The following is a 13982-nucleotide window of genomic DNA, read 5'->3' as shown; positions in this document are numbered from 1 at the left end:
TTCTAGTCCGATTTGTCACCCATATAAAGACGAATTGTAGAACCTTGCGTCACTTTTACACCAGGTTCCGGTGATTGAGCAAGGACATTTTGCCCTTCCCCATCAATTTCTACTTTTAATTCATAATAGGATTCATTAATTTCTCGCATCGTGCGTCCGACTAGATCAGGGACCTCGATTAAAGGCTCATCACTCCATGTCAATTCCTTTTCGATCTGGCCTTCTCTTTTTTCAACACCCATTGCAAGAAGACTATCACCTATGATATTACCAACTATTGGTGCTGCAACTACTCCACCAAATTGAACCGTGTTTTTCGGATTATCTATTGCCACATAAATGACAATTTGCGGGTCATCTGCTGGCGCAAACCCGATAAATGAAACTATATGGTTGTTCTCTAAGTATCTTCCATTTTTCGCCTTTTGTGCAGTACCCGTTTTTCCACCAACACGGTACCCATCATTATAAGCTCCTTTACCAGAACCAAGTGCAACTACATGTTCAAGAGCATAACGAACTTCTTTAGAAGTTTCTTCAGAGACAACACGACGCTTCAGGATAGGCGATTGTCTTTCAACAACCTCCCCCGTCATTGGGTCTAACCATTCTTTTGCTAGATAGGGTTGATATAAATAACCTCCATTGATCGCGGCAGAAACTGCAGCAACTTGCTGAATTGGAGTAACAGCAACCCCTTGACCAAAAGCAGTCGTTGCTTGTTCAAGCGGTCCGACCCGATCTCGGTTAAATAAAATTCCTGTCCCTTCTCCTTGCAGATCAATTCCCGTTTTCTCACCAAAACCAAAATCCTCAATATAGTCAAAGAGACGATCTTTACCGAGCCTTTCACCTAAGACAACAAATCCAGGGTTACAGGAGTTTTGAACCACTTCTAAAAACGTTTGATGACCATGACCACCTTTTTTCCAACACCTTAAATGTCTACCTGCTACCTCAATATATCCAGGATCGTTAAATGTATCTTTTTCAAGGTCAACTTCTCCTTCTTCAAGCGCAGCGGCTAATGTAATAATCTTAAACGTCGAACCTGGTTCGTATTGCATCCATACAGGTTTATTTTGATTATAAATATCCGGTGATACATTCCGGAAGTTCTCTGGATTATAATGAGGTCTACTACTCATACCTAGAACCTCACCTGTATTTGGGTTCATCGCAATCGCAATTGCTCCATCAGGGTTATACGTTGCTTCAGCAATATCTAATTCACGCTCTATTATCGTCTGAACGCGGCTATCAATTGTTAAACGCAAATCAAGTCCATTTGTTGGAGATGTATATTCATCAGCCAAATTAGGCATCCGGTTGCCTTTTGCAGTTGAGAAAAAAGAAACATGTCCACTATCACCTTTTAAATACTCATCATAGTACGCTTCAAGACCTGTTAAACCTTGATTATCTATTCCTGCAAAACCTAATACGTGTGAAAGATAACTGCCATTTGGATAATGCCTTTTACTATCTTCGGCTATATAAACACCAGCTAAACGTAACGCCCTCACTTCACTAGCTTTCTCTTTCGTTACTTTACGACCTTCTGGATTAACTCTGACAATCGACGCTTCTTTCGTAACAAATTCATAGGCTTTCTGACGATCCATATTTAACACCTTAGCTAGTTGCTCTGCTGTATTAACCGGATCCCTTACTTGACGTGGAACAACAAGTATCGACGGGGCACTCACATTCGTGGCTAATACAACATCGTTTCGATCTCTGATCTCACCTCTTTTTGCTTCAAAAGGAACATCTCTACTCCAAGAATCTTCCGCTCTATCTGTTAGCCAGTCTCCTAAGGCAAATTGAACATAACCTAGTCTAAGGGCAATGATCAAGAACATAGCCAGTCCCAAAAACATTACTAAAATGAGTCTTTTTCTTACTGTCACATTAGAAACTCGCACCGTCTATACCTCCTACAAACATTTGTCAGCTTGTTTTAACGTATGCTTGTACGCTTCAGGTTAGAACTGTGCGAGTCCTGTTGCATATTACTTTATTCAACTGTTTGATCAACTTCGTCTTCTTGTTCTACGTCTATCTCGGTGAGACTATCTAACTCAACCACTAAATACTCACCTTTTTTAATCATTGTCCCTGGTTCAACACTTTGTGTTTTCACATAGCCATTTCCAAAGAAGGTCGGGTTCAATTCCAAAACTTTAGCAAATCTCCGAACATCACGATTTGACCAACCTTTCATATCAGGCATTTTAAATGTATCACTATCCGTTCTTAGGAATAAGCGCTCTCTTGCTAGCATCCCTTTAGCTTCTATAGGCTGTTGAGCTTCGACTTTCATTCCATCTCCAAATATAACCAATTCGATTTGTTGTCCTGCTAGAGTTTCCTTTACTTTCTCGATTGATTGATTCAAATAATTAGCTGTCTCAAAGCCTTTTTCGGTCTTCTCTACAATTTCTTCTACTGTTGGTGTGATGTTTAAATACTGTAAACTATGTTTCATAATTGTGTTAAAGATCAGCGATGTAGGAGCTGATCCACTTTCCACTTGACTGATCCTAGGTCTTTCAACTGCAACGTACACGACCAGTTTTGGGTCTTCTTTAGGTGCCATCCCTAAAAAGGAGAAAATATTCTCACCATGCCCATGAATATACCCCGTAGTATTTGGATTTCTAATTTGAGCTGTACCTGTTTTCCCTGCAATATCAAAGCCTTCAATATTATAAGGATGTCCGGTACCAACTGGAGAAGTAACAACCTGTCCTAATAAATCTCTCACTCGCACCGCGGTTTCTTTTGAAATGGGTTCTCCTACCACTTCAGGCTCATTTTTCTTCATTGTTTCATTTGTATCTGGATTGACAATCCGATCTACAATATACGGTTTCATCATTTTTCCGTTGTTGGCTATCGCTGTTGCTGCTTGGATTTGTTGAATCGGTGTAACAGCTGTACCTTGCCCAAAAGAAGTTGCTGCCGCATCAACTCGTCCATTTCTAGCAATTAGAGCTTCTGCTTCATTTGGTAAATCAATCCCTGTTTTACTATCAAATCCAAAACGGTGTAGATAATCATATAGCTTTTCGACACCTAATTTTTCAAGTACTAATTTTGACATTGCAACATTTGATGATCTTAAAAATCCTTCATCAAAGGTGATCGTTCCCCAACCGCGCGCTTCGTTATGGTCTCCGAACCTAACATCTGCCACTTGAATGGAACCAGATTGATATTTTTCTTGACCATTGTATACACCTTCTTCGATCGCAGCAGCAACCGTAAAGATTTTCATAGTCGATCCCGGCTCATAGCGATCCGAAACGGCATAATTCAAATAATTGGTAATTTGTTCATATTCATTTGGGTTAAAGCTAGGACGATTACTCATTGCAAGTATTTCTCCTGTTTTAGGATCAGCCACAATTGCAATCATTTTCTCCGGATCATATTCTTTCTCTACCTGTGACATGACTTGCTCTAGTGCAGTTTGAATATTTGAGTCTAATGTCAAATAAACATCATTCCCGTTTGTTGCAGGCGTGATATGCTGGCTCGGATTAGGTAGGGGTAATCCCTTCCGATCACTTTGATAGTGTAATAAGCCATCTTCTGCTTTTAATAGTTGATCAAGACTTCGCTCAAGACCCATTCTTGCTTGTCCCATATCACGTTCTGTATAACCGATGACATGTGAAGCATAGGTTTGCTTTGGATAATAGCGCCTCGGCTCGTCACGAAAATGAATCCCACCCAATTTTAAATCTCTAATTTCACTTGCTTCAGCAAAGGTCAAATTCCTAGCGCCAGATCCAAGTTCAATTTGAAATTTCCCCTCTTCTTCTCCAGCGCTAAGAACTTTCCTTAAATGTTCCTCACTCGTATTGATTAACGGAGCTAGTTGTCTGGCTGTTTCTTCAACATCTTCGACAAAGCTATTTTGATCTTTATCTAAAACTGCAAAAACGGTGTAAGAATTCAATTCTTGTGCTAATGCACTACCTGAACGATCATAAATCGTGCCCCTTACACCCTCAATAACATCAGATCTATTCCAACGATCTTGTGCTATAGCTTGCAAGTTTTGACCATCAACTTTCTTGGTTGTTTGAATATAAACAATACGACCAAGTAAAATACAAAACAACATTATGAAAACAGTTAATAATAAAACGGCTCGTTTATTCGTTACAGATCGTTTAATCTCCACTTTCTTCCACCTCTCTAAATCCGGTATAATAGGTGAAATCGTATACTATGTCTCTTAGCCTGAAAAAACTAGCTCAATTTGAACTAGTTTTGTACGATTTTCACCTTATTATCATCGAGGGACATTCCTAGTTTTTCTGATGCAATATGTAAAATTCGATCAGGCGCACTCAGCTCTACTACTTGTAAACTTAGACCTTCATTTACTTGTGTTTGCTGATGCACCGCCGCTTCCAATTGACTTACTTCTCGGTTTATACTATAAAGTGTAGCATAATTATTAACGATCAGACATAAAACAATAAAAGTAACGAACACAATCATAGCGCCAATGAGCTTTTCACCAAGAGTTATTGGATTTCTCACTTGACGAATTCGTTTTTGTGGTTGTTGCTGTACTTGCCTTTGTTCTTGTTCTTGAATTCTTTGCGCTAACATACTCAACTAAAATCCCCCTTTAATTTTTCTCCGCTACTCGTAGCTTAGCTGATCTAGCTCGATTATTAACACCTAACTCGTCTTCTGAAGGAAGAATTGGTTTTCTTGTTATGAGTTTTAAAATTGGTTCATACCCTTCAGGAATGATCGGCAAACCTGGTGGTAGATCAGGTCCCTTGCTTTTTTCTCTAAAAATTTCCTTACAGAGCCTGTCCTCCAATGAGTGAAAAGTAATCACTGATAACCTTCCGCCTTCTCTTAATAGAGTAATGGCGTCCTCTAACGCATCTTCAAAAGCTCCTAATTCATCGTTTACTGCGATTCTAATTGCTTGAAACGTTCTCTTGGCTGGATGGCCTCCGGTTCTTCTAGCTGGAGCCGGTATCGCCTCTTTTATAATCTCAACGAGTTCTCCAGTCGTCTCAATTCTTTTTTTCTCTCGATGCGCCTCAATTTTTCTTGCTATATGCTTTGCAAACTTTTCTTCCCCATAGCGTGAAATAATTGAGACGAGTTTGGCAAAAGGCCATTCATTTACTACAGTAAAGGCTGTAAGTTCGGCTGTTTGGTCCATCCTCATATCTAATGCAGCATCTTGGTGATAGCTAAATCCCCTTTCAGCTTCATCAAGTTGTGGGCTTGAGACACCCAAATCAAACAAAATTCCATCGACCTCATCTACTCCAAGATTTTCAAGTTCTTGTTTTAAATATCTAAAGTTGCTTCGAATGAATGTTACTTTTTCTGCTAAAGGCTTCAACTGCTCTTTAGCATGAGCAAGAGCTTTATCATCTTGATCAAAAGCATAAAGATGTCCACCTTCACCTAGCATAGAAGCAATTAAAGATGAATGACCAGCCCCACCTAAAGTACAGTCAACATAAATACCATTTGGCTTAATATTCAGTCCATCTATTGATTCTTGTTTAAGTACTGTCACATGATGAAACATAACTTTTACCTCCAACAAACTTAACAAATTGTATTTTCTAAAGATGACTTTAACGAGTAATCCAAAAAGGTAAAGTTCGACCTTTTTGGATTACTCTCTTACATATCAAAATCCACAATATTTTCTGCAATTTCGCTGAATGATTCTTCTGATTCTGCAAAATATTCTTCCCAGTTTGATTTACTCCACACCTCAACGCGATTCGAAACTCCAATTACGACACATTCCTTATCTAATTGAGCATATTCCCTGAGTGGAGAGGCTATATTTACTCTCCCCTGTTTATCGAGTTCACATTCAGTTGCGCCTGAAAAGAAAAAACGGGTGAAGGCACGTGCATCCTTTTTAGTGAAGGGTAAGTTTTTAAGTTGGCTTTCTAGCTTTTTCCATTCATCCTGTGGATAAACAAATAAACACCGGTCAAGTCCTCGGGTCACAACAAAAGACGAGCCTAAATCATCCCGAAACTTAACCGGAACAATCATACGACCTTTCTCATCTACGTTATGGCGATATTCACCCATAAACATCGCTTACCCAGCTCCCCCCACTTACTACCCTAAAGTTACCACAATCCTCCACTTTACACCACAACAAATTTTCAAATTATCCACAACAAAAAAATCCTACCCTAGGGCAGGATTTTAATTATCCACATTTCGACGGGAAATCATTACACTAAATTACAAATACACAATTTTATGTGTGTGATTTAACGACATTTCTTTTGACAATAATCGTTGCAAACCATCTTCACCTATGACATTCATCAACAAGATTGGATGAATTACTCTTTCTTGAGGTCGATTGAACGGTGCTAACCAACGACCCGTTTCAGTGAATTTCGAAAGTGTTTGTTCATGACTTTGTCGAATGAAAAAATCCATTTTTCTTTCCATAAAATCAATCTGGCTTTTTAAAATAGCTAGGTTTTTTTCGCTCAATTCAGCCAAAGTGGGATTCATTTCTTTTGCTAACTGCCTAAGAGGAGTATGATCCTCTTCAATCTGTGTTCTAACTTTGTGAATTACTTCTTCGATCGGATAATGCTTTACTTCCTGTAACCACGCTTCTTGTATCTCCCTTGATTCCCCTTTTAAAAATGGTGAAATATTATACTCTTTTTCCTCTAACCACTTATTCACGAAAACAGGAACAAATGTTAGCTGTACTCTTGGGACAACCGGTGGAATCTTCACATTAAAATGATTAAATACAGGTTTAAGAGTAGCCCAATACAAAAGTTCACCAGGACCAGCTACAAATGATAAAACAGGTAACAGCCACTCTTGCATCAATGGTCTAGTTACAACATTATTGCTGAATTGATGTGGCGACTCCTTTAGCAACTCAATCAACTGTTCTTTTGTCCATGTTTGATTTGTCCCTCTAACCCTAAAATAAGGATCTTGAAAGTCTAAACGCCTTCGCTCTCCATCAACCTCTAGAAACAAATGGGCATTTTCTTCATCTGTCACAATAGGTTCGCCGTATCCAGCAACAGAAAAGGCTTTTGCTCCTTGTTGTTGGGCAAATTGCACTTCTTCTATGTCTTCAATTAATAACTGGAAATAGTTTTGCTCTAGTTTTCTAATTGCCGGATCATGAGCATCTAGTAAAAGTAATCCTTCTTTTCCAAAGAACCAATTCATCATTTGTTTGAAAAAGTCTGTTATGGTTACTGATTTTTCTAATAAATCAGTTATTTTTGCAATAATTGATTTCGTATGAGCAGTTTCAGGCAAGGAAGAAAATACACCATTTAGCCATTTATTCATTTCCTTTTTATTTAATTGAATACAGGAGGCTGATGCTACTGAAGGTGTATCATTATACATATGTTTTTTCCAACTCGCATTTTTCTCAATGTACACATATCTTATTTCATCTAGATCATGGTCTTCCCCAGCAATCCAAAATATCGGTACAACGGGAATACCTAATTCTTCCTCTTGTTGCTTCGCTAAACTGACGATTGACATTGCTTTATAAACCGTATAAAGAGGGCCCGTTAGCAACCCTGCTTGTTGACCTCCCACAACGACAACAGATTCAGGTCGACGCAGCTTTTCAATTTGAATATTCGCTTCCTTCGTATGCGGAAGAGACAAGTGAACGTCTGAAAAATAATCTGCTAGTGCGGATCGTTGATAAGTACGAGTCAGAATATGGTCCATTCTACTTTTATATTTCTGCTCGTCCGTATATGTATAATCAAAAAAATGCTCAGATACCTTATGGCCACTTACATAATCATTAAAAAAACCTTTATTTGCTTCTAGGTTTATTTCCGTTACTTCCATGTGTCTAGACGTCCCCTTCGCATTACTAAATTCTTATTCATCATAGCAAAGAATAAGTAAATGACCAAGTGTTACGTGCTGTTATGAGCTTAATATTCTTGATATCAACCCATACCCACTTAATAATACATAGATGCATAAGAATAATAAGAAATTAAAACGCCAAATCCCTCTAAATAATTTTCCGACATGAATATCGCCAGACAATTTCCAGTGTATCCATGTAAATAGAAGAGCTATGAAGAAGAAAACAGCTAAAATGACCCAAAGAAAAGACTTGGCCCATAATTCAATCATAATAAAATAAACAGCAACCATAAAAAGAACCGTTGTCCAATCAGATGCAAGTCTAATAGATCTCGATTTATTTTTTGATACTTTAACAGTTGTAATGTATATAAGATACCAACCTAGCAGGGGTATGGTAACAACGGTTGCAACAAACCAAGCAAATAGATTACTCAATTTCATTCCCCTCCACTTTCATTTCTTTTGCAAGAATACCTTGGAGTAGAAAAGGTAAAATAATAGCCTCTTGATTCTGCTCCTTTGCTCTTCGTATTAGATAGCCAACGATACTATCAATTTCCGTCTTACGGTTTTGTTTCAAATCTAACAACATAGACGAATCGTTTTCTGCTGTTTTCGCGCAAACATCTTTTACATGATTCCATATTTCATTTGCATGATCAAGATTGAGAATCATCATTACCTCTTTAAAGACCATATTCAACATCGAGAAGCAATAACTGTTATTTAACAACTCTCCGTTTTTAATTTCCAAAAGTCCCGTTAACGGATTCACACATGCATTGACAATCAATTTCTGTTCTAGCACCCGAGTCCACTGTTCTTCGTAGGAGATTGTAAAATGTACTTGTGAACTATTTGAAAGAAGAGATTGAATCTTCCCCTGCCCTTCACGAACGTATGACCACTTCACCTGGCCAATTCCGGTATGGTGAACAGTAAAATCATTTTCCCTTATAGCACCATGTTCAACAACCGCCACTGCAATTTCAGGAATTTCTAACGAAGGGATCAACTCTGTATGAGCCATACCATTTTGTAAGAATAAAATAGCACGGACATCTATATGTAACTCTTTTAAGTCTGACAGTACACCTTTTACTTGATATGATTTCACAGCTAAAATTAAGAGGTCAATCGGCTCATTAGACTGTATGTCTAAAAACGCACCTGCGGAAACACGCACATTCTCTTTTTCCTGACCTTGTAAGATAAGGTGAATACCTTTTTCATTTAAGACCTTTGCTTGTTCCTGCCGATTAGTGAATAACGATATATGCTGTCCTTTTTTTAATAAATAGAATGTTACTAACATTCCTATTGAACCTGAACCTATCATCACAACTCTCACAAGTAACACTCCTTAATTTTAAGAAAATTGTACCACAATATCATATAAAACTTACGATTATTTAACCAATTTTTTGGCATCTAAAAATTTTTTTTCGTAATTTTAACGTTCACAAGAAAAATTGTAGTAAAATAAATGTATAATGCTCTTTGAAAGGGGAAGTAAAACATGAACAACTATGAAGTTAAACGTTTACTTGTGAATTATAAAACGCTAGAAGAGTTTAAGAATTTTCGTGAATTCGGAGCTGCTGAACTTTCGATGAAAGGGGATTTAGAGGCTAATATCATTGAAAATGACAGCAAATCGCCTTTTTACGGAATTTATTATGGAAATAAACTTGTAGCTAGAATGAGTTTATATCAAATCGAAGGGAAATTTGACCGTTATTTTGATCCACCTCAAGATTATTTTGAGCTATGGAAACTCGAAGTACTTGAACCTTACCGCAAACAAGGATATGGGAAAGCACTTGTCAACTTTGCTAAGTCTTTTAACCTTCCCGTTAAAACAAATGCCAGACAAGGTTCGAGTGAATTTTGGAGCCATTTGGGGTTTGAGCCGACAACCTACCACGAATCAAGAGACCGTGGCGAGAGTCCTTTTGTTTGGTATCCTGCCGGAGTTCATGAACAGAATAAGGAACAAGAGCCTATAAATGTAGAAGCATCAGATGAGACCAATAAATAAAAAGACAGATGACATTTAACGATGTCATCTGTCTTTTTATCAGATTCATATCGACAACTTCCTTGCTCGATCCATGATCGATAACAAAGCACGGTAATCCTCTGTCATTATTTTTTTCTCTTCTTTTACCTTTTCAAGTTCTCTTTGTAATTGAATGTTTTCATTTCTCAGTTGTTCGATCTCTTCTTCGGGAACTTGTTTTTTCGTATTCTCATGATATTCTTCTAAAAAAGATAAAACTGTCTCCATTGTTAGAGGCTGATTAAGCATTGGTGTTTTTTCTACTAGCGTTTCTTTAACTTCAGCCACTGCTGGAACTGAATCAACTAACTCTTCACTGTTTTCTTCAGACCATTCTACCGCTTCAAGCTGTGATTTCTTTCCTTTTGAACGTTGCTTTTTGGCTAGCGCGATAGCAGACTCATACTTTTTTCGAATAGCTGAATTCCATCTAAATCCACAGGCTGCACTCGTTCTTGACAGACGCTCTCCAACTTCTTCAAAAGCTGATAGTTGTGTACTTCCCTCTCTTATATGTCTAAGAACAACTTCAGCAAGAATCAAGTCTTCATCTGTACTCCATGCATCTTGACGGATCGTTGTCATAGAATCCCTCCTCAAAGTTTTATATAGCTAATACGTATGCATCTACTAGAGTTAAAAGACTCATTATTTAGCAAAAAAGTATACTGTCTTGAAATTTTTCAATAGAATATGTTCGAGAGTTTGTTTAAAAAGATAGTTTTTTTACCATTTGAACAAACTCTAAACAATAAGCACTAGGAAACGCTCATATCTAGTAATAAATTATTACCCAATATCCTAGTATGTATTCAACATTTATTTTGAATCAGCCAGAAAACGTTTAACTGCTTGGTGATGTTCCTCAGTATCCCATAATAATGAACATGCTTTAATTTCTCTTTTTATATTGTTTTGAATAGAAATCACATCAAAACTATCTAATAGTCTCGCTTTATATGCTTTTAGCACTCCAGCATTTTGACATAAATATGTACTGAGCCATTTTGTCACCCCATCACGGAATGGTCCTGAAATGATTTCCTGAACAACCCCTAGATGAACCAGATCATCAACAGCATAAACTTGTGCAGAAAGCATCATTTCCATTGCATGTACTTTTGCGATTCTTTGAAGAAGAATTGTGCCCCCTCCCCAACCGGACGTTATGCCTAATTTCCCTTGTACAAAACCCATTTTCACATGAGGAGCTGCAACTCTAAAGTCACATGCTACAGAAAGTTCACTACCACCGCCCACGGCTGTTCCGTTAAGTGCTGCGACCGTTATCTTTGGAAAACTCATAATTCTTTCCAATATCGCACCCATTTTTATCAACATAGAATACGCTTCTTCACTCGTTTTCAAAAATTGAAAAACAGCTAGGTCTCCTCCTGAGCAAAAAGCTCGACTTCCTGTGCCTGTTAGAACAACAATTCGACTGTCATCCTTTTCTGCAATATGTAATGCTTCATTCAATTCGTCCATAACTTCTATGTTTATAGCATTTCTTATTTCTTCTCGATTAATCCGAATCCAAGTTACGCCATTTTTTTCTTGTTCCACTACAATATTACTCATCACACTCACCCTTTCTTTTTTAATTAGATTCGACAATATCAATTTTACTCCTGTCTTATCAAATTAATTCACTGCGATCAAATCTACCCATTCATTTATGCGCTTAATTAGGAGACAAAAGTTAAGCTTCGTACAGGGTAGTTATCAACCGAAAAAAAGACGAAGAGTATTTCTTCGTCTCATTAATCTTATTCAATTACTTACTAACCACGTCTTGGCCTTTGTAAGAGCCACACTCTTTACAAATACGGTGACTTAGTTTTAATTCTCCACACTCAGGACATTTAACCATACCAGGTACTGCTAATTTGTAGTGAGTACGACGCTTATTTTTGCGAGTTTTAGATGTTCTTCTAAAAGGTACTGCCATCATTCCCACCTCCTTAAAAATCTAATCGTTCCAACCTTTACTTAGTTGGTTATATGAAATGAAGGCCCGAACGTTTTGCCGGTGCTTCGACTTTCCTATTCCTTATCAAAAAATTTTGCTAAATCGGCTAATCTAGGATCAACCCGTTTTTTTTGTTCATCTTCCTTAAAAAGCTCCCAGTCTTTACCGGACTTAGGTGCAGGTCCTTCTACATCCTCTTCCGCAAAAACTTGAATTGGAATCTCTACTAAAATCAATTCCTGAATAGCTGGAATTAAATCAACTGTTTCACCCTCAAAGAAGTGAATATCATCTCGGTCTACACTCGCTGTCAAATACTCATCCTTTGGATGAAAATAAACAAATTCATGTAATTCAATTGGCAACTTAACATCTGCAAGAGTTCGTGAACAAGGCAGAATTAACTCCCCTGTAACATCAATTTCAAATGTAAGTAAGGAGCCGCGATAAACGACATCACCTTGCACCTTAATTGGAGATACGGATCTAATTTCAGAATTCAACTCTTTTAAGCTAGACAAATCAATCGTTTCTTCAAATGTAAATGGTTTACGCTTGGCAACCGATAATTGCTGTAATGACCATTTCATTTCTGATCACCTCTAAGACAACAAAATTAAGTATATCTCTACACCTTTTGAATGTCAACCTTTTTTCTTTACACTAGATTGACTATACTTTGTGTAGTTAATACTTGTTTAAAGCATGACATTTATTGTAGCATGACAGAAAAGAAGAGTAAAGCGAACCAACAAAGACAATACAAGACAAAATATAAAAAGAAGGTGAGTCAATTGAAAGCAGTTGGGATTGTTGTTGAATATAACCCCTTTCACAATGGGCATCTTTACCAAGTTAATGAAGCAAAAAAAATGACAAATGCAGATGTAGTCATAGCCGTTATGAGCACTTCCTTTTTACAACGCGGTGAACCAGCCATAGTATCAAAATGGATTCGAACACAAATGGCACTTTCTAGCGGAGTTGATATTGTAGTTGAGCTCCCCTATATATATTCTACCCAAAAAGCTGAAACGTTTGCGAACGGAGCTGTATCTATTTTAACTAATCTAGGTGTTGAATTCCTTAATTTTGGTAGTGAATCAGGAAATATTAAAGCCTTTGAACACTTAGTTTCCTTCATGGGAAGCCATGAAACAGAATTTGATCGATTAGTTCAAGATTATTCTAAGCTTGGATACAGTTATCCACGGTCCACATCTCAAGCTTTCAGTCAATTAAACTCGAATGAAGAAATGCTACAACTAACAGAACCCAATAATATCCTAGGGTTTCACTATGTGAAAGCGATTTACGATCAATCATCTTCTATTAAGGCAACAACAACCTTGCGTCAACAAGCTCATTATCATGATCCATCTATAACAACAAGCTCAATCGCTAGCGCTACTAGCATTCGTAATACGCTAAACAATGGAACGCCATTGCAAATTCGTCATGTTATGCCTAGTCAATCATATGAACTTCTGACAACCTATAAGCAAACCTACTCGCTTCTACATACTTGGGATCATTATTTTGATTTCCTACAATATAAAGTTCTCTCGACTCATGTAGATCAGTTGAGATTGATTTATGAGTGTGAAGAAGGACTTGAATACCGAGTAAAAGAAAAGATGCGGACAGCATCCTCATTTTCTGAGTGGATGCAACAGTTAAAAACCAAACGTTATACTTGGACTCGTCTTCAACGACTCGCAACGCATCTTCTAACCAACACAACGAAAGTCGAAATGGAGGATGCATTCGCTACAGTAAAACCTTCCTATATCCGGCTATTAGGGATGACAAAAAATGGACAAACCTATATCAATAAAACAAAGCAACACCGAGATACACCTTTAATTACAAAGTTAGCTAAGGCAGATGGAATTCAGGCAAAGATAGAGGAACGGATAACAAACGTTTATCTCACCCCTTTAAAGAAAGAACATCAAATAGCGGAGATGAAACAAGAATTTACCCGTACTCCTATTATGGTTCCATAATGAGAGAATTTTCTATCAA

General features: G+C 37.6%; 14 protein-coding genes. 2 read left to right on the top strand and 12 right to left on the bottom strand.

The window, feature by feature from the left end; genetic code table 11:
• Positions 1-2: 2 nt before the first annotated feature.
• From LDX58_RS04835 to LDX58_RS04800, 8 genes are all read right to left on the bottom strand, one after another.
• Positions 3-1928: a stage V sporulation protein D gene (locus LDX58_RS04835; protein WP_227935722.1), complete on the bottom strand. Its 1926-nt coding sequence runs from the start codon at positions 1926-1928 to the stop codon at positions 3-5.
• Between the two features lie 92 nt (positions 1929-2020).
• The gene (locus LDX58_RS04830) at positions 2021-4198 is read right to left on the bottom strand and encodes a penicillin-binding transpeptidase domain-containing protein (RefSeq protein ID WP_227935721.1); all 2178 of its coding nucleotides are present in this window, start codon (positions 4196-4198) and stop codon (positions 2021-2023) included.
• 83 nt (positions 4199-4281) lie between these two features.
• Positions 4282-4635, bottom strand: a complete 354-nt coding sequence (ftsL, locus tag LDX58_RS04825; RefSeq protein ID WP_227935984.1) for a cell division protein FtsL — start codon at positions 4633-4635, stop codon at positions 4282-4284.
• A gap of 19 nt (positions 4636-4654) precedes the next feature.
• Positions 4655-5587: a 16S rRNA (cytosine(1402)-N(4))-methyltransferase RsmH gene (rsmH, locus tag LDX58_RS04820; RefSeq protein ID WP_227935720.1), complete on the bottom strand. Its 933-nt coding sequence runs from the start codon at positions 5585-5587 to the stop codon at positions 4655-4657.
• A gap of 98 nt (positions 5588-5685) precedes the next feature.
• On the bottom strand, positions 5686-6117 hold the full coding sequence (gene mraZ, locus LDX58_RS04815) for a division/cell wall cluster transcriptional repressor MraZ (protein WP_227935719.1): 432 nt from the start codon (positions 6115-6117) through the stop codon (positions 5686-5688).
• Between the two features lie 153 nt (positions 6118-6270).
• The gene (gene bshC / locus LDX58_RS04810; RefSeq protein WP_227935718.1) at positions 6271-7890 is read right to left on the bottom strand and encodes a bacillithiol biosynthesis cysteine-adding enzyme BshC; all 1620 of its coding nucleotides are present in this window, start codon (positions 7888-7890) and stop codon (positions 6271-6273) included.
• Between the two features lie 81 nt (positions 7891-7971).
• Entirely contained in the window at positions 7972-8355 is a 384-nt protein-coding gene (locus LDX58_RS04805) for a DUF3397 domain-containing protein (RefSeq protein ID WP_227935717.1), read from the bottom strand.
• A complete protein-coding gene (locus LDX58_RS04800) occupies positions 8348-9271 on the bottom strand; it encodes a 2-dehydropantoate 2-reductase (protein ID WP_227935716.1) in 924 nt (307 codons plus the stop codon). Before LDX58_RS04800 ends, LDX58_RS04805 begins: the two co-directional genes overlap by 8 nt.
• Before the next feature lie 168 nt (positions 9272-9439).
• On the opposite strand from LDX58_RS04800, the gene LDX58_RS04795 reads away from it, so the two are divergent.
• Positions 9440-9961: an N-acetyltransferase gene (locus tag LDX58_RS04795; RefSeq protein WP_227935715.1), complete on the top strand. Its 522-nt coding sequence runs from the start codon at positions 9440-9442 to the stop codon at positions 9959-9961.
• A 45-nt stretch (positions 9962-10006) separates the two neighbouring features.
• Here the strand turns inward: LDX58_RS04795 and LDX58_RS04790 are convergent, their stop codons facing one another.
• From LDX58_RS04790 to LDX58_RS04775, 4 genes are all read right to left on the bottom strand, one after another.
• The gene (locus LDX58_RS04790) at positions 10007-10567 is read right to left on the bottom strand and encodes an RsfA family transcriptional regulator (RefSeq protein ID WP_227935714.1); all 561 of its coding nucleotides are present in this window, start codon (positions 10565-10567) and stop codon (positions 10007-10009) included.
• A 234-nt stretch (positions 10568-10801) separates the two neighbouring features.
• Positions 10802-11563, bottom strand: a complete 762-nt coding sequence (locus tag LDX58_RS04785; RefSeq protein ID WP_227935713.1) for an enoyl-CoA hydratase/isomerase family protein — start codon at positions 11561-11563, stop codon at positions 10802-10804.
• A gap of 196 nt (positions 11564-11759) precedes the next feature.
• A complete protein-coding gene (gene rpmF, locus LDX58_RS04780) occupies positions 11760-11933 on the bottom strand; it encodes a 50S ribosomal protein L32 (RefSeq protein ID WP_227935712.1) in 174 nt (57 codons plus the stop codon).
• 95 nt (positions 11934-12028) lie between these two features.
• A complete protein-coding gene (locus LDX58_RS04775) occupies positions 12029-12544 on the bottom strand; it encodes a YceD family protein (RefSeq protein WP_227935711.1) in 516 nt (171 codons plus the stop codon).
• A gap of 204 nt (positions 12545-12748) precedes the next feature.
• Here LDX58_RS04775 and LDX58_RS04770 point away from each other — a divergent pair, with 204 nt between their 5' ends.
• On the top strand, positions 12749-13963 hold the full coding sequence (locus LDX58_RS04770; protein ID WP_227935710.1) for a nucleotidyltransferase: 1215 nt from the start codon (positions 12749-12751) through the stop codon (positions 13961-13963).
• Positions 13964-13982: the final 19 nt, after the last annotated feature.

Origin of the sequence: Alkalihalobacillus deserti (assembly GCF_020734105.1) — a bacterium.
Lineage (GTDB): Bacteria > Bacillota > Bacilli > Bacillales > Bacillaceae_D > Halalkalibacter > Halalkalibacter deserti.
The sequence above is the reverse complement of the archived record's forward strand: the minus strand, read 5'-3'. Positions and strand labels throughout refer to the sequence as shown.